The 23,643-nt window shown below is 63.4% G+C and carries 21 protein-coding genes and 1 pseudogene; 11 read left to right on the forward strand and 11 right to left on the reverse strand.

Annotated elements, in window-relative coordinates; genetic code table 11:
- Positions 1 to 9: 9 nt before the first annotated feature.
- The 3 genes from motA to flhD form a co-directional block, all read right to left on the reverse strand.
- Positions 10 to 870, reverse strand: coding sequence for a flagellar motor stator protein MotA (motA, locus tag VSR34_RS33590; protein WP_028212009.1), 861 nt, complete (start codon positions 868 to 870; stop codon positions 10 to 12).
- A gap of 343 nt (positions 871 to 1,213) precedes the next feature.
- Entirely contained in the window at positions 1,214 to 1,756 is a 543-nt protein-coding gene (gene flhC / locus VSR34_RS33595; RefSeq protein ID WP_028212008.1) for a flagellar transcriptional regulator FlhC, read from the reverse strand.
- Between the two features lie 98 nt (positions 1,757 to 1,854).
- Positions 1,855 to 2,172 (reverse strand): flagellar transcriptional regulator FlhD, encoded by a 318-nt coding sequence (gene flhD, locus VSR34_RS33600; RefSeq protein ID WP_028212007.1) that lies wholly within the window; start codon positions 2,170 to 2,172, stop codon positions 1,855 to 1,857.
- Positions 2,173 to 2,747: 575 nt separating this feature from the next.
- On the opposite strand from flhD, the gene VSR34_RS33605 reads away from it, so the two are divergent.
- Positions 2,748 to 3,815: a glycosyltransferase family 4 protein gene (locus VSR34_RS33605; RefSeq protein WP_342964675.1), complete on the forward strand. Its 1,068-nt coding sequence runs from the start codon at positions 2,748 to 2,750 to the stop codon at positions 3,813 to 3,815.
- A gap of 196 nt (positions 3,816 to 4,011) precedes the next feature.
- On the opposite strand, the gene VSR34_RS33610 is transcribed toward VSR34_RS33605, so the two are convergent.
- The gene (locus tag VSR34_RS33610) at positions 4,012 to 4,308 is read right to left on the reverse strand and encodes an H-NS histone family protein (protein ID WP_028212005.1); all 297 of its coding nucleotides are present in this window, start codon (positions 4,306 to 4,308) and stop codon (positions 4,012 to 4,014) included.
- Between the two features lie 287 nt (positions 4,309 to 4,595).
- Here VSR34_RS33610 and aqpZ point away from each other — a divergent pair, with 287 nt between their 5' ends.
- The gene (aqpZ, locus tag VSR34_RS33615) at positions 4,596 to 5,342 is read left to right on the forward strand and encodes an aquaporin Z (RefSeq protein WP_028212004.1); all 747 of its coding nucleotides are present in this window, start codon (positions 4,596 to 4,598) and stop codon (positions 5,340 to 5,342) included.
- 67 nt (positions 5,343 to 5,409) lie between these two features.
- Entirely contained in the window at positions 5,410 to 6,243 is an 834-nt protein-coding gene (locus VSR34_RS33620) for a histidine phosphatase family protein (RefSeq protein ID WP_342964676.1), read from the forward strand.
- Between the two features lie 74 nt (positions 6,244 to 6,317).
- Here the strand turns inward: VSR34_RS33620 and VSR34_RS33625 are convergent, their stop codons facing one another.
- A complete protein-coding gene (locus tag VSR34_RS33625) occupies positions 6,318 to 7,139 on the reverse strand; it encodes a Cof-type HAD-IIB family hydrolase (protein WP_028231353.1) in 822 nt (273 codons plus the stop codon).
- 153 nt (positions 7,140 to 7,292) lie between these two features.
- Positions 7,293 to 8,189: a BadF/BadG/BcrA/BcrD ATPase family protein gene (locus VSR34_RS33630; protein ID WP_342964677.1), complete on the reverse strand. Its 897-nt coding sequence runs from the start codon at positions 8,187 to 8,189 to the stop codon at positions 7,293 to 7,295.
- Between the two features lie 179 nt (positions 8,190 to 8,368).
- Here VSR34_RS33630 and VSR34_RS33635 point away from each other — a divergent pair, with 179 nt between their 5' ends.
- Both VSR34_RS33635 and VSR34_RS33640 read left to right on the forward strand, forming a co-directional pair.
- Entirely contained in the window at positions 8,369 to 8,965 is a 597-nt protein-coding gene (locus VSR34_RS33635; protein ID WP_028212001.1) for a DNA-3-methyladenine glycosylase I, read from the forward strand.
- Between the two features lie 26 nt (positions 8,966 to 8,991).
- Positions 8,992 to 9,243 (forward strand): hypothetical protein, encoded by a 252-nt coding sequence (locus tag VSR34_RS33640; protein ID WP_342964686.1) that lies wholly within the window; start codon positions 8,992 to 8,994, stop codon positions 9,241 to 9,243.
- Here VSR34_RS33640 and rpsU read toward each other — a convergent pair.
- Entirely contained in the window at positions 9,240 to 9,452 is a 213-nt protein-coding gene (gene rpsU / locus VSR34_RS33645) for a 30S ribosomal protein S21 (RefSeq protein ID WP_004198205.1), read from the reverse strand. The two genes, VSR34_RS33640 and rpsU, sit on opposite strands and share 4 nt — an antisense overlap.
- A 415-nt stretch (positions 9,453 to 9,867) precedes the next feature.
- Positions 9,868 to 10,809: an aldo/keto reductase gene (locus VSR34_RS33650; RefSeq protein WP_028212000.1), complete on the reverse strand. Its 942-nt coding sequence runs from the start codon at positions 10,807 to 10,809 to the stop codon at positions 9,868 to 9,870.
- 361 nt (positions 10,810 to 11,170) lie between these two features.
- On the opposite strand from VSR34_RS33650, the gene VSR34_RS33655 reads away from it, so the two are divergent.
- The 5 genes from VSR34_RS33655 (at position 11,171) to VSR34_RS33675 (ending at position 18,508) form a co-directional block, all read left to right on the forward strand.
- Positions 11,171 to 12,343 (forward strand): flagellin, encoded by a 1,173-nt coding sequence (locus VSR34_RS33655; RefSeq protein ID WP_342964678.1) that lies wholly within the window; start codon positions 11,171 to 11,173, stop codon positions 12,341 to 12,343.
- Positions 12,344 to 12,486: 143 nt separating this feature from the next.
- Positions 12,487 to 14,064 carry a flagellar filament capping protein FliD gene (gene fliD / locus VSR34_RS33660; protein ID WP_342964679.1) on the forward strand — a complete coding sequence of 526 codons (1,578 nt, stop codon included), beginning with the start codon at positions 12,487 to 12,489 and terminating at the stop codon, positions 14,062 to 14,064.
- Between the two features lie 23 nt (positions 14,065 to 14,087).
- Positions 14,088 to 14,387, forward strand: coding sequence for a flagellar protein FliT (fliT, locus tag VSR34_RS33665; RefSeq protein WP_342964680.1), 300 nt, complete (start codon positions 14,088 to 14,090; stop codon positions 14,385 to 14,387).
- A gap of 353 nt (positions 14,388 to 14,740) precedes the next feature.
- Entirely contained in the window at positions 14,741 to 17,779 is a 3,039-nt protein-coding gene (locus tag VSR34_RS33670) for a tetratricopeptide repeat protein (RefSeq protein ID WP_342964681.1), read from the forward strand.
- A gap of 60 nt (positions 17,780 to 17,839) precedes the next feature.
- Positions 17,840 to 18,508 (forward strand): class I SAM-dependent methyltransferase, encoded by a 669-nt coding sequence (locus VSR34_RS33675; RefSeq protein WP_342964682.1) that lies wholly within the window; start codon positions 17,840 to 17,842, stop codon positions 18,506 to 18,508.
- A 231-nt stretch (positions 18,509 to 18,739) separates the two neighbouring features.
- Here VSR34_RS33675 and VSR34_RS33680 read toward each other — a convergent pair whose 3' ends face one another.
- Complete coding sequence (locus tag VSR34_RS33680; protein WP_342964683.1) at positions 18,740 to 19,582, reverse strand: hypothetical protein; 843 nt, start codon at positions 19,580 to 19,582, stop codon at positions 18,740 to 18,742.
- Positions 19,583 to 19,719: 137 nt separating this feature from the next.
- Here VSR34_RS33680 and VSR34_RS33685 point away from each other — a divergent pair, with 137 nt between their 5' ends.
- Entirely contained in the window at positions 19,720 to 19,851 is a 132-nt protein-coding gene (locus VSR34_RS33685) for a hypothetical protein (RefSeq protein ID WP_342964684.1), read from the forward strand.
- Between the two features lie 9 nt (positions 19,852 to 19,860).
- Here VSR34_RS33685 and VSR34_RS33690 read toward each other — a convergent pair whose 3' ends face one another.
- Positions 19,861 to 22,605, reverse strand: a complete 2,745-nt coding sequence (locus VSR34_RS33690; RefSeq protein ID WP_342964685.1) for a methyltransferase domain-containing protein — start codon at positions 22,603 to 22,605, stop codon at positions 19,861 to 19,863.
- 161 nt (positions 22,606 to 22,766) lie between these two features.
- Positions 22,767 to 23,643 (reverse strand): annotated as a pseudogene (locus VSR34_RS33695) (heme utilization protein); the annotation flags it as partial.

The following is a 23,643-nucleotide window of genomic DNA, read 5'->3' on the forward strand; positions in this document are numbered from 1 at the left end:
GCCCGTTCCTTACTTCGCCTTCACGCGGCGCACGTGCTCTTCGAGCTCCGTGAACGACGGACGCTCGGTCGAGAACAGCACCTTGCGGCCGAACTCCACGGCGATGGCCGGCGCGTAGCCGTTCAGGCTCGCGAGGATCGTCACCTTGATGCACTGGAACATCTTGGTCGACTCGGTCACGCGCTGCTCGGCGAGGCTCGAGAGCGGGCCGATGAGGCCGTACGAAAGCAGAATGCCGAGGAACGTGCCCACCAGCGCCTGGGCGATCATCTCGCCGAGGATCGCGGGCGGCTTGTCGGCCGAAGCCATGGTGTGCACCACGCCCATGACCGCCGCGACGATACCGAACGCCGGCATGGCGTCGCCCACCTTCGCGAGCGCATGCGCGGGCGCTTCGCCTTCGGCGTGGTGCGTTTCGATTTCCTCGTCCATAAGACTTTCGATTTCGAAAGCATTCATGTTGCCGCCCACCATGAGCCGCAGGTAGTCGGTGAGGAATTCGACGATGTGGTGATCGGCCAGGATCTTGGGGTACTGCGTGAAGATCGGGCTCTTCTGCGGATCGTCGATATCGGCTTCGAGCGTGAGCGTGCCTTCCTTGCGCGCCTTCGCGAGCAGGACATAGAGCAGCGCGAGCAGCTCCATGTACACGTCCTTGTTGTACTTGGCGCCCTTGAAGAGCGTCGGGAGGACGCGCAGCGTGGCCTTGATGGTCTTGATGCCGTTGCCGAGGATGAACGCGCCGACGCCAGCACCGCCGATCATGAGCAACTCCATCGGCTGCATCAGGGCGCCCAGATGGCCACCCTCGAGCGCATAGCCGCCGAAGACGCAAAAGATCGTCACGAGTGTTCCAACGATGATCAGCACAGCGGGGTCCTCACTAGAAATGCGCCGCGAACCGCCGTCGGCCCGCGCCCTTAGCTGGGTTTACGGCAACGGCGCGAAAAACTTTGGGATGGGATGGCCGCGAAGCGGCCTTGGAGCGTCCGCTCGCCGGACGCGGGTCGCCTGCCGCCGGCCGACGTGCAGCAGGAATCTGGGGCCTGATTTCAAACCCCTGCCCGATAAGGCTCTACGGGCTTTTTCTGGGTCCCGCCGGGCACCTGCGCGGTGCCGTTTCCCGCTTGCGGGCGGCGCGACGCCGCGCCGCATCCGGGGCTGGGCCGGGTTTATCCGGGTGCGCGCCCCCGACGGCCCCCGGGGGCTCGCGTCAAGCGGCGATCCCCGACGCGAGCGCGCTGCGGCGCGTGCGGCCCGCCCGAGAAGGCGGCTGGCACAGTCCACAGACGAAACCGCGCTGCGGGTCGTGCGCGTGGGCCACATAGTGGCCGCCGCAGCGGGTGCAGGGTGTCATCTGCAGGAGGCCCGAGGTGAAGTAGCGCACGAGCGTCCAGGCACGCGTGAGGCTCAAAGCGGGCGTCTCGTCGTGCACCCGCAGGTGCTCGAGATAGAGACGGTAGCTCTTCACGATGGCGTGAATCGGCTCGCAGCGCGCATGGCGGCACATGAACACGAACGTGTTGTAGAACAGCGAGGAATGAACGTTGGGCTGCCAGGTCATGAACCAGTCGGTCGAGAACGGCAGCATGCCCTTCGGTGGCGACTCGCCCTTCACTTCCTTGTAAAGCCGGATGAGCCGGTCGCGCGAGAGCGAGGTCTCCGCCTCGAGCAGTTGCAGCCGCGCCCCCAGTTCGATGAGTTCGATCGCCAGCGCGATCTCCTTTACCTCCCGCACCACACTCTTTGTCGCCATAGACACCCGTTGGAAGCCGCAAAGGAATGCACATCGCCGCCGGCGCGCCCCTCGGGACGTCCGTTGCAATGCTGCCGCGCGCGGCGGCGCGGGCAGGTTCAGCCGATTTGCTCGACGTCCTGGCCCGCCATGATGATCGCCGAGTGGGTCAGCGCGGTTTTGCCCTTGTCGGCGAGCGCGCTGAGAATGGCGTGGTCGTCGAACCGGAAGCGGCAAAGCAGCTGGTTCGATGCGGCAAGGCGTACGGTCTGTGCGAAAGAGAGGTTGGCAAGCACCTCGGCGGACTGCTCCGAAATGCCCATGCGGAACATCCCCGTCGGCCTGTCTTCGCGCAAGAGACGTTGCGCGAGCAACAGGTACGACAGGTTCACTTCCTTGATCTCATTGAGCATGTCGCTGTGCGTCGTCGCGCTCATGGATTCCCCCGAATCAAAACGCGGCGGCTGGTCAGTCCGCCTATGGAAAACGTTTGCTCGTTCGGCCGCAGTACAAACGCAGCCGAACGGCCTGTTTATGGTCGTGATCGCATTGTGGCCGGGGCGCGAACAAATAGAAATCGGACGGATGCCGCGACGCGTTGCGGGAAAAAGTTTCGCAAGCGTGTAGGAATTTCTCTGACAACGAGAGCGGAGCGGCGGCGGGAAGGGGCGCGCGCCATGTCAGCCGCATAGGGCCGCTCGAAAGATGCGCGGATGATACGCCTTTCATTGGCGCGTCACATTCGCGCGCCTGCGCCCTTCGCTCGCGAGCGCGGACGGCCGCTTCGGGCATGAGCCTTGCGGGGTGCGCCCATGGCGCGTCACGTTTTGCAATGCCCTTTTACACCCGCTGTTTCCCGCTGTAACAACATTAAGCGTTTGCAAAACCGCGTGTATCAGGCCGGGCGGCATGACCATAATCGAGTCAGGGATAACCCGAAACCCGCAATTCCGCCGCAGTGCCGCATCACTCGCATTCGTTGCACGCGGCCTTTTGCCCAGGAGATCGAACAATGCGAATCGCACAAATTGCGCCACTTTATGAAGCGGTCCCGCCGAAGCTTTATGGCGGGACAGAGCGGGTCGTCTCGTATCTGACCGAAGCGCTGGTCGAGCTGGGCCACGAGGTGACGCTGTTCGCGAGCGGCGATTCAGTCACGTCCGCCAAACTCGATGCCGCCTGGCCGCGGGCCCTGCGCCTCGACCCGACGATTCGCGACGCCCTCGCGCCTCATATGGTGCTGCTCGAGCGCGTGCGCCGCGTCGCACACGAGTTCGACGTGCTGCATTTTCACCTCGACTATCTGCCGTTCCCGCTCTTCTCGAACATGGACACGCCGTTCGTCACGACGCTGCATGGCCGCCTCGATCTTCCCGAACTGCAGCCGGTGTTCGAGCAGTTCCCTACCGCACCCGTGATCTCGATTTCGGATTCGCAGCGCCAGCCCCTGCCGCACGCCGCATGGCAGAACACGATCTATCACGGCCTGCCACAGGACCTGCTCACCCCGCAAGCCGACCGCAAGCCCGAGTACCTGGCGTTCCTTGGCCGGATCTGCCCGGAAAAGCGCGTGGACACGGCGATCAGGATCGCCGCGCTCTCGGGCCTGCCGCTGAAAATCGCCGCGAAGGTCGACAAGGCCGACCAGGACTACTTCAGGACGGAGATCGAGCCGCTGCTTTCAGAGGCGCATGTCGAATTCATCGGCGAGATCAACGAAGCGCAGAAGCCTGCGTTCCTTTCGGGCGCGAAAGCGCTGCTCTTTCCGATCGACTGGTCCGAGCCGTTCGGGCTCGTCATGATCGAGGCGATGGCGTGCGGCACCCCGGTGATCGCCTTCAATCGCGGCTCGGTGCCGGAAGTGATCGATCCGGGCATCACGGGCCACGTCGTCGAGGACGTGCAAGGCGCCGTGGCCGCGCTTCAGAATATCGATTCGTTATCGCGCGAAGCGATTCGCCAGCAGTTCGAACGCCGATTCACATCGCACATCATGGCCAGCAATTACGTCGACACTTATACCGCGCTCATCGAGGCCGCGCAGCGTCCGGTACTGCGCCGTGTGGCGGCGGGTGGCTGAGTACCGCGCATTGCACAATTTTGGGATAAATGCAGACAAATTGACGGCGTGAATCGTTTGCCTGGGTTCGAATAGCGCCAATGAACGTTGCATTTCGCGATATGCAGAAAAAGAGCCGCATGATCCCATGCGGCTCTCTTATTACGTTTGCGATGACGCGGTGCGGGAGCGAAGTGGTAGCCCGCGCGAGCGTGCGTCAGGCAATCAGATAGCGCTCGCGATTCTTGCCGGCGATCCATTTTGGCGGCTTGCCGCGCCCGCTCCATGTCGCGCCGCTCTTCGGATCCTGATAGCGCGGAGGCAGCGGTGCCTTCTTCGGCGGACGACCGCGGCGCGCGGCCTCGGCAAAGCCGAGATCGTGGGCGGAGAGGCCGTACTCTGCGATTCTTTCCTTGATCGTGGCGATGACGTCCGCGATCTCCGCGCGGCGCGCCTCTTCGGCCTGAGCCTGGAGTTTTGCGATCTGCGCCTTTAGTTCTGAATATTGCGACATTGCTTTCCCCCTTCGTGCGCGTTAAACCAACTCGAATGGAGATTAGACGCAAATAACGAAATTCGCAATCGCTACTAATACTTCTTTATCACGTTATATCTCAATTTAACCTTCACCGGCTTGACGCATGTTTTCGCGCGTACACCTATCGCAATAATTCGATCAATTACGTCAAAATTGACAATCCTTGACACCGCCCAAAAGTGCGACTGCCTAGAATCTGGCATTTCCGGATGCCGGTGCTTTTCGCGGCTCGTTCAAAAATCGACCTTTCGAGGTGTCATACAGTGCACTTATCCAAACGACTCATTGCCGAGCTGATCGGCACGTTCTGGCTCGTCCTGGGCGGCTGCGGCAGCGCCGTCCTTGCCGCGAACTTCGCCGGCCCGGCTCACGGTCTCGGCATCGGTTTCGTGGGCGTGTCGCTCGCGTTCGGCCTGACGGTGCTAACCATGGCCTTCGCGATCGGCCACATTTCGGGCTGCCATCTGAACCCGGCCGTGAGCGTGGGCCTCACCGTGGCCGGCCGCTTCCCGGCGCGCGACCTGTTGCCCTATATCGCCGCGCAGGTGGTGGGCGCGGTTATCGGCGCGTTCGTGCTCGCGCTGATCGCCACGGGCAACCCTGGCTTCGACGTCGCCGCGAGCGGCTTCGCGACCAACGGCTACGGCGAGCACTCGCCGGGCCACTACGCCATGGGTGCCGCGTTCGTGTGCGAGGTCGTCATGACGGCGTTCTTCCTGTTCGTCATTCTCGGTGCTACCGACAAGCGCGCGCCTGCCGGCTTCGCGCCGATCGCCATCGGCCTGTGCCTCACGCTGATTCACCTGATCTCGATTCCCGTCACCAATACCTCGGTCAACCCGGCCCGCTCGACCGGTCCCGCGCTCTTCGTAGGCGGCGAGGCGATCGCGCAGCTCTGGCTGTTCTGGGTGGCGCCGATCGTCGGGGCGGTGATCGCGGGCATCGTCTATCCGGCGGTGGCGGGGCGGCGCGAGGCGATCACGGCCGTGGCGGCGCGCGAGACGGCCTGACGGTTCGACACGGCGCAAGGCGGCGCCGCGACCCAGCCATGCCGCAGCAACGCGAACGGGCGCTCAGGTGCCCGTTCGCGTTGCTGCGGCGCGTGCACCGGTGGGCAAGACCATGGCGGCTGCGCTGCTAGAATCGGGCGACCATCCTTCGGAGCACCCGCCCAGCATGAAGCGCTCACGATCCCGGCCGTACCGGCTCGCCCCTACGCTCGCCGCAGGTCTGAGCGCAATGCTCGCTGCCTGCGCGCCGCTGCCACAGGCCGGCGCCCCCAGCGGCGCTGGTGGCACAGCGCAAACGAGCGAGAACGGCGCGGCCAGCTTGCAAGCTGCGCACGATGTGCGCAACATCGAGACGCTCGTATTCGTGAGGCACGGAGAAAAGCCGCCGGAAGGACTCGGGCAGCTCAGCTGCAAGGGGCTGAACCGCGCGCTCGCGCTGCCGGCCGTGATCGCGGCCAGGTACGGCAAGCCCGACGCCATCTACGCGCCCAATCCTGCCGAGCAGAAGGACGACAACGGCCACCCGTACTACTACGTGCGCCCGCTTGCCACCATCGAGCCGACCGCGATCCAGTTCGGCATGCCCATCCAGACCCCGTACGGCTATTCGCAGACCGACGCGCTGCAGACAACCCTCGTCGCTCCGCAATGGCGCGGACGCACCGTCCTCGTCGCCTGGGAGCATCGGGAGATCGAGGCACTCGTGCGACGCGTCGTCGTCGAGCATGGCGGCCAGGCGAACGACGTGCCGCGCTGGGAAAGCGCGGACTTCGACAGCATTTATGTAGTGCGGATCGACTGGACCGGCAACACCGCACGCGCGCGTTTTTCGCACGAGCGCGAAGGGCTCGATGGACGAGTGGACGACTGTCCATGCGCGCAACTGCCTGAAGCGCAGTAACGTTCAGCTGCAATCGTCAAAGAAGTCACCGCCGGCGAACGCGACGTCCGCCACCGGGATCGCGCCAGTCTGGATTACGAAGCGATTTCGTCGTTGATCGTAAAGAGCTTGCGCAGATGGTGCGCGACGCCGGCCTCGAAGTTATTGCCGATGCGTGGCACCGACGGTAGCCGCTTGATGAGATCGGGGTTGGCGTTGTTCATCATGAACGGATAGCCCGCCGTTTCCAGCAGATCGATGTCGTTCATGTTGTCGCCGAACGCGACGCAATTCGCCGCCTCCAACCCGAGGCGGTCGAGCACGACGCGCAGCGCGCGCCCCTTGGAAACACCGGCCACCATCACCTCGAGACAATCGGGCAGCGAGTACGTGACATAGAGCGCGTCGCCAAACTCGCGCGCGAGATTGCGAGCGACGTGCGCGAGATCGTCCGGGTCGCCGATATAGAGCGCCTTGGCGATGCCGGCGCCAGCGTGGGCGCGCAGATCCACCACCTGGTACTCGAAGCCGGAGTCCTGGTGATAGGCGAGCAGTTCGGGAGCGTCGCGGTCGATGAGCCAGGCATCGTCGGTAAAGAGGCTCACGATCACGCGGCCGTGCTCGCCCACGGTGTCGGCAGCAACCAGACGCTCGACCAGGGGGGCGGACAGATCGCTGGCGTGCACAAGTGTGTCGTCGGGGGCGTGCACGCGCGCGCCGTTCGACGTGATCAGATACGGCCGGATGCCCAGCACGTCGCGAATGCCGGCGACGTCGCAATAGTGGCGGCCGGTTGCGATCACGAACGGCAGGCCCTGCGCGTCGAGCGCGCCCAGCGTGGCAACCGTAAACGGATCGACCTGATGGTCGCTGTTGAGGAGCGTTCCGTCGAGATCGGTTGCAATGACCTTGTACATGGTGATCGGACAGCTAGCGGGAAACGGGCAATCGTAGCATTTGCCGCCGGCCCATGCCTTTGATCTACGTGCCGTGCGGGCTGGCGCACCCGTGCACTTTCGCCCCTTAGCGAGGCGCACAGGGGCCGCAAAACCGCCACCGTGCACGCCTTGCTAGTTGCCCGCGGCGGCGCCTTGCAGCCGGCGCGCTTCCTGTTGCGCGAGCCGCAGCGCGCCCGTTGTGGAATCGGCGAGCGGGGCGCGCAGACGATCGCGCACCGCCTGCGGCACCCATTCGCGCAGCGGCTGCCCAAGACCGCCCGAGAGCGCCGCCGGCAGGCTGGCCGCTGGATCGAGCGCGGCAATGAGCTTCGAAATCTCCAGACCGGCCTCGGCCAGCAGCTTCGCGGCAAACGGATGCTCACGATGCGCCAGCACGACCGGCGCGAGGCTCGCATAAGCTGTCTGGTTAGCCGCGGACTGCCACACGATGAGGCTCTCGCGATCGGTTGCGCGCGCCTGGGCGAGCAGCGCACGCGCGAAGTCGTCCATCGCGGCGCGCCCATCGAGCGCCTGCTGCGCCCAGACGATGGCGCGCAGGCCGAACCACGCGCCGCTGGCTTCATCGCCCGAGGGAAAGCCAAAACCACCTGCGATGCGGCACTGCCCGTCCTCACCGAGCGCCGCGGCGATGCTGCCCGTGCCCAAGGCGACCACCACGCCAGGCGCCCCGCCATGCGCGCCGAGCAGCGTCGTGTACGCGTCGCTTTCCACCGCGAGACCTGCCACCGGCGGCTTCGCGGCACGAAACGCCGCGAGCCACTCGGGGTTGTTCACACCGGCGAGCCCGCAGCCAAGCACGCAATGCGACCAGTCGAACACAAGGCCCGCTTGCGCAAACGCAGCGCAGCAGCCTTCCTCGATCGACCGCCAGGCGCGCTCGATGCCGAGCCCGAGGCCCGATGGGCCCGCAGCGGCGCGCGCCAGTTCGATACCGTTCACGTCGCCGAGCGCGACGCGTGTGCCCGTGCCACCGCCGTCCACGCCGATCAACCAGGTGTATTTCTGCATGATGTCTGCCGCGCTTGGCGCGCCCTCGAACCCGGTCCGAACGCCGGAATTGATGTCGTGCCGCAGAGACTAACGGCTTCCCTGTGTTCGCACAATCGGCCATCTGGCCAGGGTGGTGGCGAGGCACCGTTGCGCTATGCTTGCGTGGCCTGAAAAACGTCCCGGAAGGAGAATTCAACGTGGAACACCGCTGCAACTGGGTATCGGCGGGCGCGTCGCCGCAGTATGTGCAATATCACGACGAAGAGTGGGGCGTGCCATCGCGGGACGACCAGCATCTGTTCGAAATGCTCGTGCTCGAAGGCGCACAGGCCGGACTTTCGTGGTCCACGATACTCAACAAGCGCGAAGGCTACCGCCGCGCTTTCGCCAACTTCGACGTCGCCAGGGTCGCACGCTTCACGCCCAGGCACGTGGAAACGCTGTTGCAGGATGCGTCGATCGTGCGCAACCGCGCCAAGATCGAGGCCGCCATCGCCAACGCGCGCGCCGTGCAGCAGATCCAGGCCGAGCATGGCTCGCTCGCAACCTTCGTCTGGTCGTTCGTGAACGACACGCCCATCCAGAACGACTGGGCGTCGTATCGCGATGCGCCGGCCTCCACTGAGGTCTCGGATGCCCTGAGCAAGGCGCTCAAAAAATACGGCTGCAAATTCGTTGGCACGACGATCTGTTATGCGTTCATGCAGGCCGTCGGCATGGTCAACGACCACGAGCGCGACTGCATGTGCCGCGCGGCTTGCGCGGCGCAGGGCAAGAAAAAGCGCCGCGCCTGAGCATAGCGAACGGTGCGGTCAGATACATGCTGAAAAAGGCGCTGCTGCGCGCCCATATCGACGTCTACGATTTGGCCACGGTCAACCTGCTGAGCTGTCTGCAGAATGTCCACGGCGTCTTTGGCGTGTGGGAATGGGGGCGAGCATGCGAGACGCCGCCTGACTGGATCCGGCGCACGCAAACGCACGCGGATGACGCGCAAACGCAAACGGCGGCGCAGCTTCTTGCGAAGCATGCGCCGCCGTCTGGCGGAACACCGAAAAGCGAAAAAGCTTAGTGGAGCTTCTTCGGCAGCATCTGGCTGCGCAGGCGCTTGTGCAGACGCTTCACAGCAGCTGCCTTCTTGCGCTTGCGAACGGCCGTCGGCTTTTCGTAAGCTTGACGCTCACGCAGCTCGGCGATCAGGCCGTTCTTTTCGATTGCACGGCGGAAGCGGCGAATGGCCACTTCGAACGGCTCGTTTTCCTTCAGAAGAATCGTCGTCATGTATTTCCTAACTCAAATCGCTTAATACGGTTCAAAGGCGCGAGCGTCGAAACTGCTCGCGCGCCGGCCCTCCGGTCGTTCGCCACGCTGGGGCTGAACGAGAGGCAAGGCGGCCACGGAGGCCGGAAAAGAGAAGTAGGGGGTTCACAGCGGAACGCGATCAGGTTGACCTTGCTGCAACACACCTGACCGCCGGTTTGCGGCCGCCAACAGTAACGAACACGGCAACAAAACAGGCAAAGATCTCAATTCACTCTCAATGATATCAGGAAAAAATCCGCCAAGCCATACTTTCTTGATTCTACTCAGTGACTTGCGCGGCGGGCCGCGGCCTGCGCGCCCGCCTTGTCGCCGCACTGTCGCTTAGGACACCTGGATGAATCGCGCTTTCGCGCCTGTCCGGCGAGGCCCGCCCTCAGGCGCTCGCGTCGTTTAGCGCCTGTATGTCGGCTGGATCGAGCTTCAGCCGCACAGCCGCCGCGAGACTCTCCAGTTGGTCGAGCGAAGTCGCGCTTGCGATCGGTGCCGTGATGCTCGGGCGCGCGATCAACCAGGCGAGCGCCACCGCGGCGAGCGAACTGCCGTGGCGCTCGGCCACGTAGTCGAGGGCCGCGAGAATGCGAATGCCGCGATGATCGAGGTACTTTTCCACGCGCGAACCGCGCGCGCTCTTCGAAAGATCCTCCCGCGACCGGTACTTGCCCGAAAGAAAGCCGCTCGCCAGGCTGTAATAGGGCACGACCGCGAGCCTCTGGGCCATCGCGACCGGCTCGATATCGGCCTCGTAGGGTGCGCGGTCGTACAGGTTGTACTCGGGTTGGATGATCTGATACGCGGGCAACCCCGACCGCTTCGCAACCGCCAGCGCTTCTTCGATGCGCGCGCCCGTGTAATTCGACGCGCCGATCACCCGCACCTTGCCGGCCTCGATCAGGCGCTGGTACGCACCGAGCGTTTCCTCGAGCGGCACCTTCTGGTCGTCTTCGTGCGAGAAGTAGACGTCGATGTAATCGGTCTGCAGGCGGCGCAGCGAATCTTCCACGGCGGCCGCGATGTTTGCGGCGGACAGGCCGGGACGGCGCGAGTCCTTCGCGACCTTCGTTGCGATCACCACCTTGTCGCGCTTGCCGCTCTTCGCGATCCACTTGCCGATGATCGTCTCGGATTCGCCTCCGTGGTTGCCGGGCACCCAGGCGGAGTAGACATCCGCCGTATCGATGAAGTTCAGGCCGGCGTCGGTGAAGGCGTCGAGGATCGAGAACGAGGTGGCTTCATCGGCGGTCCAGCCGAAGACGTTGCCGCCGAACATGAGCGGGGCGACCTGCAATGACGAAGTGCCGATCCTGCGCAGTTCCATGGGACCTCCTGTAAAGGGCGAGCGGGAACCGTTGAGGATACGCCGCCGCGCGCCGGGATGCAGCGGGCCATACGGACCGCCGTGCGCGCCGGCCGAGGTGCACCGCTAAACCGCAAGCACGGGCTGCCGTAAACACGCTTGCAAACGGCATTACGCAGTCGCAGGTGCAAGAAAGGCGGGGAGCATTCTGCGGGGGGCGTTTTATGCACCGCGCAAATGAGGTCTCGATTGTTGGTGCGTCCCCTCAAGTTTTTTTTACCGACGCCGACAACCTTCACTGAGGCGGCCAGCAATGAAAGATTGCTTCCGCCGCGGCCATAGTGGCTTGTAACGGGCTCACAGCCCGCTTAGGAGAATTTCCATGCTCGGAATCAACAGCAACATCAACTCGCTCGTCGCGCAACAGAACCTGACGGGCTCGGGTAGCGCGCTGTCGCAAGCGATCACGCGTCTGTCGTCGGGTAAGCGCATCAACAGCGCAGCTGACGATGCGGCAGGCCTCGCGATCTCGAACATCATGCAGACCCAGATCAACGGTCTGAACCAGGGTGTGTCGAACTCGAACGATGGCGTTTCGCTGGTCCAGACGGCATCGAGCGGTCTGTCGTCGCTGACGAACAGCCTGCAGCGTATCCGCCAGCTCGCCACGCAAGCGGCCAACGGCTCGATGACCAGCAACGACCGCGCAGCACTGCAGCAGGAAGTCAGCCAGCAAGTTTCGGAAATCAACCGTGTCGCATCGCAAACGACGTACAACGGCATGAACGTGCTGAACGGCACGCTCGGCACGGTGTCGTTCCAGGTTGGCGCGAACGTCGGCCAGACGATCAGCCTGAACCTCACGCAAAACATGTCGGCGGCTTCGATCGGTAGCGGCGTGCCGCAAGCTGGCAACACGGTCGGCACGTTCACGGGCCTGACCCTGGATTCGACGGGCGCTTCGGTCGCCGCCTCGGCAGCAACCGTCACGTCGATCAATGTGGTCTCCGACGGCAGCGGCGGCTACACCTTCACGGACCAGAACAACCAGGCACTGAGCAACGGCGCGGTCACCACGCTGTTCACCGCCACGGGCGCCGCCAGCACGAACGGCAACGGCTTCCAGGGTTCGGGCACGGCGGTCACGCTCACGGCCGCCACCGTCATCACGGACGCGGGCTCGGCAGGTTCCGCCGCTGCGACCGCTATGGAGGCTCAGGTCAACGCCTACAACGTGCCGACGACGGTTGCAAGCGTCGACATCAGCACGGCAAGCGGCGCCAGCATGGCCATGGAGTCGATCGACAACGCGCTGACTACGCTGAACAACCTGCAAGCAACGCTTGGCGCAGCGCAAAACCGCTTCACGGCAATCGGCACGACGCAGCAAGCTCAGTCGACCGACCTGTCGACCGCACAGTCGTCGATCCAGGACGCCAACTTCGCGGCAGAAACGGCGAACCTGAGCAAGGCGCAAGTGCTGCAGCAAGCCGGTATCTCGGTGCTCGCACAAGCGAACTCGCAACCGCAGCAGATCCTGAAGCTCCTGCAGTAACAAGCTTCAGTAGCCAGGCGTTGCGTGCCCGGCCGCCATACCCGGCGCACGCAATGCAAGCCAATCGGGAGGAGCGCCTCCCGATTGGCGTTTTCCAGACCTGAACCGATTCACACTGCAACGCCGACGCACGGAGCCCCTTCATGTCCACCGTAACCAGTTCGACAGCCAGCACGATCGCGAGTACCGTTGCAGCCCAAACCGCCGCGAGCAACGCCGCTCTGCAGCAAGCTGCCCAGTCGATCGTCAGCGGCTCGACGGGCAACTCGTCGATGGATGTGACCTCCCTCGTCACGGCGCTCGTCAACGCCAAGATCGCCGGCCAGGCCGCCACGATCAGCGCTCAGCAGACCCAGGACAACACGGAAATTTCCGCGTACGGCGCGCTCTCCGCCGCACTTTCCGCGCTTCAGGCAGGCCTCGCGCCGCTCTCCAACGGCACGACCCTCAACGCCTACACGGCGACGACCAGCGGCACCGGCATTACGGCCACCGCAGGCAGCGGCGCAGCGGCAGGGTCGTATTCCCTTGACGTGAAGCAGATAGCGCAAGCCCAGGTGCTGACCTCGACGGGCTTCACCGCAACCCAGGCGCTCGCTTCGGGCTCCTCAACGATGACGCTGACCGTCAACGGCGCGAGCACCACCATCTCGCTCAACAGCACGAATAGCACCGTTGCTGGCATCGCATCGGCGATCAATTCGGCCACCAACAATCCCGGTGTGACCGCAACGGTCGTCAATGGCGCCGATGGTGCGCACCTCGTGCTGCACTCGACCTCGACCGGTTCGGCGAACGGCATCAGCATCGCGATCAGCGACTCGAATTCCGGCGACGCGTTGAACAGCCTGGCCGTGACGACGACGGCGGGCACGGCGATCACGAGCGCGAGCGCGACGTCTGCCAACCTCGCCGCGAACCAGTCGACGATCTCCAGCACGACCACGTGGACACAGTCCACGGCCGCTCAGGACGCCTATTTCACGATCGACGGCACGGGCGCCACCAGCTCGAACAACACCGTGACCTCCGCCTTGTCGGGTGTCACGCTGAACCTCACGGCAGCGGCCGTCGATACGTCGACCACGGGTAGCGGCGCACAAACGCTCACGGTCGCGCAGAACACGAGCGCCGAATCGTCAGCCATCAACAATTTCGTCACGCTGTACAACACGCTGGTGACGACGATGGCCGCGCTCACCTCGTTCAGCTCGACTTCAAAGTCGCAGGGCGTGCTGCTCGGCGACTCCACGCTGAACCTGATCCAGAATCAGCTCGCCACGATCGTGGCAACGGGCGTGAAGAGCGGCAACACCACGACGAGCCTCGCGGCGATCGGCATCACGCTGAATTCGGACGGCTCGCTCGCGGTCGATAACACCACGCTGAGCACCGCACTGCAGAATAATCAGTCGACCGTAGCCGCACTGTTCAATTCGACCAACGGCATTGCCGCGCAGTTGAACACGAACATTACGAGCTACACGTCCAGCACGGGCGTCATCACGACGCGTACCAACGCGATCAACACCGATCTGACGAACCTCTCGACACAGAAGTCGAATCTCGCCAACTATCAGACGCAGCTCACCAGCATGTACACCGCGCAGTTCACCGCGCTCAACACGCTGATGGCGACGATGAACAACAACCAGCAGTACCTCACGCAGCTCTTCGGTGGCTCGAATAGCGCCGGCGCGCTGGCGACCAACAAGAGCTAAGCGCATCCGGCAGGAGAAACGACATGGACATCCCCGCGCCCATCGATCGCATCTGGCAGATCACGAAAGACATCGAGCAGGCCGCGGCCGTCGGCGATTGGGAAAGGGCCGCCGAGCTCGCGAGCGAGCGCTCGCCTCTTCTCATGTCGCTGCCCGCGAAACAAACCGACGCGGCGCTCGACGTCCTCAGGCAGGTGCACGCGATCGACATGCGCATCGCTGCGGAGGCAGAGTCGGCGCAATCCGCGTTGAGCGCCGAATACCGGACGGCCATCCAGGCGACTCGCAACGTCAACCAATATCAACGCATTGCGCAGTTCTGAAGTCCGGACTTCGCCCCCCGTGCAGGAATAACGCCAACAATTGCGCCTTGCGGGGCGCATTCGCGTAGCTCGGCCCGCCTTGTGCGGGCTTTTCTTTGCGCGCCTGCGTTGCGCGGGCGTCTGGCAGCAACGGCTGACCACTCAGGCCTCCTTCCCGCCCCTTGCTCGCCCTCGAATTGGCGGCCGTTTTGACGTTACCTCGACGATTCGCCGCGAGGGAGCGCCACAGATAATTGCCAGACTCCTGCTACTTGCGGCGCAAGCACGCCATCGTCATGACTGCTCTCCTAACTCCGACCGAGACCACCGCGCCAGTCCCCGAATCGCAAATGGGACAAGACATCGAGTTGGTCATGCAGACCGCGATCGAACATCATCGCAACCGGGAATACGACGATGCAGCCGCGCTCTACACCGCGGTTCTCGGCGCGGATGGCGATCATGTCGACGCCAACTACCACCTTGGCGTGCTGTACATGCAAACGGACCGGCCAGCCGAAGCCGTACCGCATTTCGAATCTGTGCTCGGCCACACGCCGAACTTCCATCAGCTCTGGGTCTACTACTTCAACGCCCTTACAGCCAGCAAGCAGTTCGAAGCCGCGCGAGTCTCACTCGACCTGGCTCGGCAATGCGGTCTTCCGAAGGACGCCATCGATACCTTGACCGCGCGCTTGCCCCGGCAGGACGGCCAGACAGAGCCCCAACCCTCGTCCGAAGCTTCTCCGGTGGCAGCGTCGACAGAAGAGAAGCAGAAACAGGAAGCGCCGGACACGCCCGCAGTGAAGGACGATCCGCGCCGGGCAAGCACCGCGGAGTTCCGCGAGTTTGCCCAACTTTTCAATAGCGGAAAAAACGAGGCGGCGCTGAAATTCGCACGTCGTTTGACGGAGCAAAACCCGTCGCATGGCGAATGCTGGGTTGCGCTAACGCACGCCCTGCAACGCGCAGGCAAGTATGCGGAGTCAGTGGACACAGCCGAGCGTGCCACCACCCTGCTGCCCCGCGATCTCGCCGCCCAAACGATGCTGGCTGACGCGCTACATATCACGCGCCAAGCCCACCGAGCCATAGCGCACTGCCGCCAGGCGCTCGAAAAGCATCCCGATAGTGCGGCATTGAATCGCACTCTGGGGGCGGCCCTGCAGGTATCGGGCCGGGCCACCGAGGGCATCGCCCATATGCGGCGCGCCGTAGAACTGGCGCCGGACAACGCTCTTGAACTCGACGCGCTTGCTAACGCGCTGTCCGAAGACGGCCAGTACACCGAAGCGGAAAGCACCTTCCGGCGTGCGCTGGAACTCGCACCAATGCAGGCGGCAACTCACAGCAACCTGCTGTTCTGCCTGATGCACAAGACCGATCTCGATGCGCCAGGGGCGTTCGCCGAGTTCAGCGAGTTCGGCAAGCGCCAGGAAGCCCCCCTGCGCGGCCACTGGACGCAGCATACCAATGACCGCGACCCGTCGCGGCGCCTGCGGATCGGCTTCGTTTCGGGCGACCTGATCAATCACCCGGTCGCCTATTTCTTCCAGTCGGTCGTGGAGCACCTGGCGCGCGACACGAGCCTGTCAGTTCACGTTTACTCGAACTACTCGGTCACCGACGCCTTCACCAAACAGATCCGGGAACACGCGCACAGTTGGCACGAGGTCTTCGGCATGACTGACAAAGCGGTCGCGCAAAAGATCCGGGATGACGGCATCGATATCCTCATCGATCTGTCCGGCCATACCGGCCGCAACCGTCTCGTGGCCTTCGCGCACAGGCCCGCGCCGGTTCAGGTGAGCTGGATCGGCAATCCGGCCACGACCGGGATGACGTCAATCGACTATTACATATCGGACCGCTTCGTCACGCCGCTCGAAGAGTTCGCCGGCCGTTTCACGGAAAAGCTCGTGTTCCTGCCTGCGCTTGCGCCATTCAAGCCGTACGCGCAGGCGCCCGAGGTAAACGAGCTGCCTGCCTTGAAGAACGGCTTCGTGACGTTCGGCAGCTTCAGCCGCCTCGTGAAGATCGGGCCGGAAGTGGTGGCGCTTTGGGCGCGCGTGCTGCGCGAGATACCGAATTCGCGCATGCTCATAGGCGCGATTACGTCGATAGAGCAAATGAACAGGCTGGCCGAACTGTTCGTGCGCGAAGCGATCGACGTGAGCCGCATCAGTTTCATGCAGCGCAAGGGGATCGATGGCTATATGCAACAGCATCAGCAGGTCGACGTATGTCTCGACGCGTTCCCCTTCGCCGGTTCGACCACGACCATGCACGCCCTCTGGATGGGCGTGCCCACCATGACGCTCCCCGGCGTTTCGATGGCGAGCCGCGGCAGCACGGGGTGGCTCTCGCACCTCGGGCTCGACGAGGCATTCGTCGCGCGCGACAAAGACGACTTCGTGCGCAAGTGCGCGGCGCTGGCCAACGATCTGGACGCACTCGCTACGGTACGCCGCGAACTGCGCCAGCACTGCATGCAATCGCCCATTATCAGCGCGAGCACGATCGCCGACGCCGCTTCACGTGCGCTGCGCACCATGTGGCAGCGCTGGTGCGACGGGCTTGCGCCCGAGCATTTTGAAATCTTCGCGCAGCCGCAAGACGTCGCTGCGAAGCAAGTCATGGCCGAGGCTCGCGAGGCGCAGACTCACATCGCCCCCTCTGCCGGATCGATTACATCAATCGACGCCGTGGCCAACATACCCCTCGCGGCGAAACCCATCCGTATCGTCTGCGGCACCCGTCGTAACCGTGAACAGTTCTCGAATGAAACGGCACTTGGCCGCTCGCTGAAACTTTACGCGCATCTGCCCAACGTCGAACTCCAACTGTTCGACAGCAACACGCGTGGGCTGTCCAGCATCTACAACACCGCGATCGATGAGGCGAAGCAGCGCCCGGCTATCCTCGTATTCGTTCACGACGATGTCTGGCTCAACGACTTCTTCTGGACGGAGCGAATCCGCGAATCGCTGGCCCGTTTCGACGTGGTCGGTCTCGCCGGCAACCTGCGCCGCGTGCCCCGGCAGCCAGCATGGGCCTTCACCACGCCGGATCTGCAATGGGACGAGCGCAAGTACCTGAGCGGAACCGTTGGCCACGGCAAGGGATTCCCGTGCGAAATCGCGTCGACGTTCGGGCCTGCTGGACAGGAATGCAAGCTCCTTGATGGACTTTTGCTCATCGCGGACAGCGACGTACTCGCGCGCAGTGGCCTTCGATTCGACGAACAATTCAAGTTCCATTTTTACGACATGGACTTTTGCCGCCAGGCTGAACTCAGGGGCCTGAGCATGGGAACCTGGCCCCTGAGCGTCGTTCACGAAAGTGGCGGCGCCTTCGGGACATCCAGCTGGCACGAAGGTTACGCGCGGTATCTTGGCAAATACGGGGACTGACGCCGCACGGCGTGCAGCAATCGCATTACTTATCGGAAGAGAAAATCACCGGAGTTCACGTTGGACCAAACCCCTGTTCACCAGAACCACAACCCGGATTTGCTTGCCCTCATGCCCTTGGGCGCGAGGCGTGTGGTGGAAGTCGGCTGCAGTTCTGGCGCTTTGGCGCGCGAGTACAAGAAATTGAATCCGGCAGCGCATTACACCGGTACGGAAATCGTCCCTGCCTATGCCGAGATGGCGCGAGCGCACTGTGATCGCGTGCTCGATGTGAATATCGAAAAGCTGCCCGCCGAGCAGTTTCGCACGGACTTCGACGCCGACTGCTGGATCTTCGGCGACGTGCTCGAGCATCTCTACGATCCCTGGGCGCTGCTGAAGAAGATCCGTGGGTCAATGGACCGCGGGGGCTGTGTCGTTGCGTGCATTCCCAATGCGCAGCACTGGAGTCTGCAAGCTCGCGTGAGCATTGGCGATTTCCGCTATCAGGATTCGGGCTTGTTTGACCGGACACATATCCGCTGGTTTACGCGCGTCACGATGTTGGAGCTGTTTCGCGACGCCGGATTCGTGGTTGATGCCGGCAAGGCGAGGATATTCAACGAACCGCAGCGCGAAGCCTTTTTGCCCGTTATTCGCGCAATGGCGACTGCGGCAGGTGGCGATGCCAACGCAGCTGTTGAGGACGCGAAGCCGCTTCAGTATGTGTTTCGGGCACTCGTGCAGTGACCGGAACGGCAGCAATAAGGTACCGCGTGCGTCTGGGCCGGGGTGCGCGCCCGGCCCTTTCCGCCGCAATCATAAAGAGCAAATAGCTGCCGACTGGCAGTTTTGGTGCGCTCGGCTGCCTGGTCAGCATCCGAGCGTGTGACCGAGGTTCCGGAGCGGGGTCGCGCGCGCCTACCGATTAAGTTGAGGGGATCGATATCGCAAGGGATTCCATGAGTTTCCCGGGTACCTCTAAGAGAGCACCTGTTCAAGAGCGGTTTTCAAATATTGCGTAATCGGGCGCGACTGAACAAGCTCGAAGCCTTGCGCCGCGAGTCGTGCACGTTCGTCCTGCGATACCACCAGGCTCAACGCCATCTGCGGCAGTTCCTCATAGCTGCCAAATTTCACCCCGTTTGCCAGTGCAGCATCCTCCACAGGATCGGCGCTGTGTTCGCTAAGTACGGCACAACGGTTGGCCAGCAGATAAGCGATCCGCGGCATCTCCAGTACTTTGGCTTCGTAATAATGAACGTTCAGGACCAGTTTTGCGCGGCTGATCACTGCATCACGAGCCGCGCCGTAGACGCCGAACAAGGTTTCGACTCGGAGGCCCAAGGCGCGCATCTGGTCGATCGTTGCCTGGCGCCGCGCATTTATTGAGCCAAAAAAAAGTACGTCGATATCGGGTTGAGCCGCTAGTTCGATACGGGAGAGTTCGGGCACGTAGCCCACAGGGACAATTGCAGATACCTGCACGTCCAACGAAGCCAGTTTCGTAGCATTTTGTTGGTTATAGTCCCAAACCGTGTGCCGCCGCATCATCGCGAGCATCTCTGGAGGGAAGTGCAGCGAATCATGTTGCACCTGCTCGAAGTTGTAGAGTATTGCGTCGGCGGACAGTGGCAGTGGATAGTGCGGTAGCAGGTTGGCGCCGAGGACAATGTGCTGACGCTCAGGCAATTGCCCTTCTGCCGTTAGAACAGAGTCGTAACCCAGCGCTAGCAGCCCGTAGTGGAGTGTTTCGGCAATCTCATGGAAAGCTGCCGAGTGGACATATCCCGGCGGAGATACGATGGTGATGGCGAATTTCATGTCGATATTTCGTAGTTTGCAATTAAGTGTCCAAGGCCCATAGCCCGGCATTCTTCAGGACACCTCATGTCCCAAGGAAGCTCACCGTCAGTTCCAATCGAGTGAGCGAGACGCTGGACGGCCCACGGATCGGTGGGTTGGACTACCAAAACGGGGTGCCGCCGACGAGCACGCCCATCGCGTCACGCATCCGCCGCAAGCCCGAAGGCTCGCATGCGACGGGATTCGGTCTGCGCAAGGGCAAGCCCGGCTTCCGGCTGCCAGCCTAAGCGGCACGGTCAGCTCCCACACGGCTTGATGGCGTACAGCTCCATCAGCGCAGGCTGTGCGGGCGTTTTTCGGAGGTCCGCCACTTCGAATCCGCACTCGCCAAGAAGGCGCACGAGGGTCTCCCGGCTAAACAGGTGGCTATTCGCAATTTCCTGCCAGAACGGATTCGCGTTGCTGCTCTCCAGCAACTTCCAGACCGACGAATTGAACTGCGTCGCGCTCACGACCAGCACACCTCCCGGGCGCAACACGTCGTACGCCTTGCGCAGCGCCGCTCGCGGATCTGTCATTTGCGGCAGGACGTCCATCATGGTCAGGACGTCGACCACGATCTCGATCTGCAGGGTCGTGAAGTCGTGCTGCATCGCCATCAGACCGCGCTGTCGCATAGCGTTGACCGCATCGGGGTTCGTGTCGAGGCCGACTGCCGTGTAGCCGTAGTCCGATGCGGTCATGACGAGCCCGCCTCCACCGCATCCCACGTCCACCCAGTAGACCGGGGCTTCCCGTCGTGCGATCGCCTGGCCGTAGCCGCCCAGAACCTCCACGACTCTGTCGACTACGGGCACCCATTTCGCTGGATCGATGGCAGAAATGGCTGTGGTTCCGGCTTTGAGCAACGCGCGCCCAGCCTCGCTCCAGTGGTATCGCGCATGCACGTGCCGACAGGCCGGCGCGGTGCACTGCATCCAGGTGAACTCGGTCGGCAACGGCGCGCGCCATGCGGGCAGCGGGCGGCAATCGACCGCGCCTAGCGTCGTGCTTACGCTCTGGCAGAGGGGGCAGGCGCCGAACAGCGTGCGCAGCGCAGTGCTCTTCGATGGTTCCGAGACAGCGGAATCGCTCGCGGCAACGGGGCCGACATCGACGATGTCGACGTGCTCGAGCGCGCCGCCTTCATACTGCTTCTGCACCATTGCTTCGATGCCGCGCTCGAAGTTGCGCGTAAAGCGCAGCGTATCGAACAGCGGCTCTGTGAGACGATTGGCCTCGACCTTCGCGCGCAGGGCGGCGCGATATGCCGCGTCGGTGGCTATCTGCACGGCAATCCGGACCATGTCGTCACGATCGCGGCCGACGAGTTCAGGCACACCCAGCGCGTTGAGCAAGCTCTCACTCACCCGCGAAGAAAAGTGCGGGCCGCGTGCAGTGATCACAGGCACACCGGCCCACAAGGCGTCGGAGGTCGTCGTGTGACCGTTGCAGACCAGCGTGTCGAGCACGGCATCGACGAGCTGCAGGCGCGTCAGGTGATCGTGCGGATCAGCGAACGGCGCGAAGATCACTCGCGCCGGGTCGATGCCCAGGTTTTCCGCGGCGCGAGCGAGGTTCGCCATCTGGGCCTCGCTTTGTCCCAGCAGCCAGAGCACGGCGTCCGGCACGGACGCGAGCACGCGCATCCACAGCTCAAAGCTGCCGCGATCGATTTTGTACGACTGATTGAACGCACCGAAAACAATCTTGCCCTCGGGCACTCCATAAGCCGCGCGGGGTCCCGGTTTCGGCGGCGTCAGCCGCTTGCGGTCGTTGCACTGGTAGCTATGCGGCAGGCGGCAGAATTTTTCGATGTAGTACGGCGCGCTTGAATCGGGCGTAACCACGCGGTCGGAGACGATGTAGTCGATATGCGGACTGCCAGCGCTCCCTGGGAACCCGATGTAAGCGGCCTGCAGTCGCGCGGGCCGGTACGCCATGATGCCTGAGCGTCCGCCGCCGGTGTACAGCTTCAGGTCGAAGAGGATGTCGAGGTCGTCCTCGGCAATGCGCTCGGCGGCCTGGCGGTCGTTGAGCGCGTGAATCTCCACATGGTGCTCGACCGCATCGAGAAAGCGCTGGCGGTAATCCGAGACGTCGGGCACGGTGTAGTCGTAGGCGAAGATTTCGAAGCGCGAGCGGTCATGCGATTCGAGCAGGCCCGCCATCAGGTGCATGGTCGCGTGATTGCGGAAATCGCTCGACAGGTAGCCCACGCGCAGGCGACGCTCGCCGGGGGCGCGCGAAGTGCGCGCCGAACTCAGCACCAGGTCGATCGACGGCACTGTGCGCGCCACGTAGGCGCGGGTGACCGCGAGGTTGATGGCCTCGTCCGCGCACCAGGTGAGGTTCGTAAGCGGATATTCCTGAGTGGCGGCAAAGTGGCCTTGTGCGTACCACGCGAGCATTTTCTGCTGCAGAGGCTCGATGGTGTCCCATTGGCAGGTGTAGCGCGTCGCCACCAGCGAGGAACCGACGATGGTCGCGTCCTCGGGTGCGAGATCGAGGAGCTTCCTGAACGCGCGCGCCGCTTCGTCGAACTTGCCGACGTTTTGCAGGAATAGCGCCGCGCGAGACAGATAAGTGGGATTGGTGCTCACTTCGAGCTGCCGGTACGCAGCCTGCACGCCGTCCTTGAAGCGGTTCGCGTTGAAGGTCGTCGTGATGAGCGTGTCGAGGACCGTATCATCGTCGGGCGCTTCGGCGCGGGCACGTTCGAGACATTCCAGGGCCGCATCTGTGTCGCGCTCGCCAGCCAGCAGCGTGCCCGCGACGAGCCAGTTGCGCGATCCAGCACCCTTTTTTGCCGCGTAGCGATAGGCGCCGATGGCCTCACGAATCCGGCCACACAGACGCAAGGCTTCGGCCTTCAGCGTGAGGAGGCCCAGATCTTCGGGGTGTAGCACGAGCCTGCGCTCCAGTTCCGGCAGCGCCGCGGCAGCCTGGCCGCCGTTTATCTGTTGGAGCAATGCCGCGACAACCACTTCGCCGTTTGCCATTTCGTGCGTGACAGGAGTTACAGGTAAAGGAAAAAAATAAGCGAGCGGCGCGGCTGGCGCACCACTCGCCCAATCGCATCACCCGGCACATTTTGTCCATCATCATACGGACGCCACGTGCCGGGCAATGTCGAGCTTTGAGGCCCTTTTGGGCCCCTGTTTTACAGATTGAGGTAGGAGAACTGCGTGGTGCTCAGCGAGTTGATCTGCGCAGACGTCAAGTAGCCGGACTGCGTGGCGTTCAGGCCCGCGATCTGTGTGGTCGTCAGTGCCGCCACGTTCAGGTTACTCACCTGAGCGCTCGTCAGCGCATTCAGATCCGTCACGGACAGCCCCTGGATCTGGCCGGTCGAGAGACCGGTCGCCAGTTCGGCCGTCGAGAGGTTCTGGGCCTGGAGCGTCGTCAGCGCGCCCATCTGGCTCGACGAGAATCCATTGACCAGCTGAGCGACCTGTGCGTACTGCAGTGCAGAGACCTGGCTCGTCGACAGCATGCTCGTGGTGAGCGACGCGACGCTGGTACCGAGCGCCTGGATGTTCGCCGTCGAGATCGACTGCGTCTGGGCGGTGTTGAGGCCGCTGAGCGCTTCGATCTGGATCGTCGACATCGCGGCGACTTCGGTCGTCGACAGCATGCCAACGGTGAGCGACGCCACTGCCGTGCCCATCTGCTGGATCGTGCTTGTCGCGAGGACCTGGGTCTGCGCGGTAGTCATGCCGGTCAACGCTTCGATCTGCGTGTACTGCATCGCGGCAATCTGCGACGTCGAGAGCATTGCCGTGGTCAGCGACGCGACGTTCGTGCCCAGCGCCTGAATAGTCGTCGTCGAGATTGCCTGCGTCTGGGCCGAGCTGAGGCCCGTCAGCGATTCGATCTGCGCGGTCGTCAGCGCTGCCACCTGCGCCGTCGAGAGCGACGACGTCGTGAGCGAGGCCACTGCCGTGCCCAGCGCCTGGATGGTCGCCGTCGAGATCGCCTGCGTCTGCACCGAGCTCAGCGTGCCCGTCAGGCTTTCAAGCTGCGCCGTGGACATTGCC

This window comes from Paraburkholderia sp. JHI2823 (assembly GCF_038900695.1).
Lineage (GTDB): Bacteria > Pseudomonadota > Gammaproteobacteria > Burkholderiales > Burkholderiaceae > Paraburkholderia > Paraburkholderia mimosarum.